At 47.7% G+C, this 1,307-nt stretch carries 2 protein-coding genes; both read right to left on the reverse strand.

Annotated features, from left to right (window positions below):
• Positions 1-172 precede the first annotated feature (172 nt).
• Positions 173-604, reverse strand: coding sequence for an NTF2 fold immunity protein (locus B0W55_RS29315; protein ID WP_077049376.1), 432 nt, complete (start codon positions 602-604; stop codon positions 173-175).
• 129 nt (positions 605-733) lie between these two features.
• Positions 734-1,307: RHS repeat-associated core domain-containing protein (locus B0W55_RS29320; protein ID WP_256576414.1), on the reverse strand; the 574-nt coding region annotated here is incomplete at its 5' end.

Below are 1,307 nucleotides of genomic sequence, written 5' to 3' on the forward strand. Positions count from 1 at the left end.
CGGCAGGCCGCTACCGGCCCGCACACAAAAAAACTGACACTCCCGCGGCCGATGCTATCGCGCTCGAATACGGTATGGCGCTGTGGCCGTTCGCCCCGCTCGCCGTAGCCGATTTCGTCGACTTGGGTCAGATGCCCGCACAGGTTGTAGCTGAAGCGACGGGCCACTTACACTATAAAGGTGAGCGCTTCCACTTATCGTTGTACCCCAAACTTTCTTTCTTCTTAATTTTCCACTCACCACCCTTAAGAACCATGAAAATATGTGACGTAACCTCTAACCCAACTGTTTGCTGGATTTGAACAACAATCTCATCATCACCCACAGAAACGACTTCTATAACGTCAGTGTGTGGATCATACGTAGGAGGATTTGTACAACCCAAGTCTATCAAACGGCCAAAATTACTCTTATCTTTCAAAGCATATTTTTGCAGCACATTTTCTAACTTAACGCTGAAATGAGCTTTTATAGCAAGATCATCCCCACCTGCGGCTAGATTTTCTTTTCGAACATTGAAAAACTTTACTTCCCAAGAGTTCATATCAATCATAAACTCATTGACAACTTTCAACGCTTGCAGTGAACAATCTTCGTTAGCCATATCAATTCCCAAAAATTCCTTCGAGTATTTTACTGCCCTGACGGTAAACATCATAGGTTATCGATGTAGGACGCGTTCCACCGTTCCCATACATAAAATTCAATTCAACGTCTACAGCACCTTTCTTTTTTACGGCGTTGGCAACGGCCGCCTCAAAATCTCTAAACTGCCACGGTTTATACCTTTTAACTGTGGGAAAACTCCATTTTTTCCTCCAGCACCACCGAGAAGTTTACCGATTATGTGCCCAGCATCATCATCTGGATTTCCCAGGGATCTAGCCCAAAACCGAGATGATTCATTAGTTGCCGTTCCCGTCCCCAAGTCTTTCGGGGTTATGGTGGCGGTTGCTTTTAAAGGTTGCCCTGCCGCTCCTCTGGTGACACTAGTAGTCACGCACCACCCTAGAGGGTCAATCCACCCATTTGTGTTGGGAGCATAACCATACAAATTACTACCACCCAACAACCCGATCGGATCCTGCGTTACAAACCGCCCCACCTCCGGGTCGTAATACCTAAACGTGTTGTAGTGCAGCCCCGTCTCATTATCGAAATACTGCCCCTGAAACCGCAGATTCTGCTCGACTTCATTGACCGTCAGCTTCTCAACCGAACCCCAAGCCTTGTACGTTGCCTGCCAGACAATCTGCCCTTCCCGGTCAGTCATCTCCAACGGCGTACCGATCTGATCGGTGTGGAAG

The sequence above is a fragment of the Pseudomonas sp. KK4 genome, assembly GCF_001984065.1.
In the GTDB taxonomy this organism is placed as follows: Bacteria; Pseudomonadota; Gammaproteobacteria; order Pseudomonadales; family Pseudomonadaceae; genus Aquipseudomonas.

Excerpts from the sequence above, each read along its gene's own strand:
- B0W55_RS29315 (WP_077049376.1), bottom strand. The coding sequence starts at position 604 with ATGGCTAACGAAGATTGTTCACTGCAAGCGTTGAAAGTTGTCAATGAG.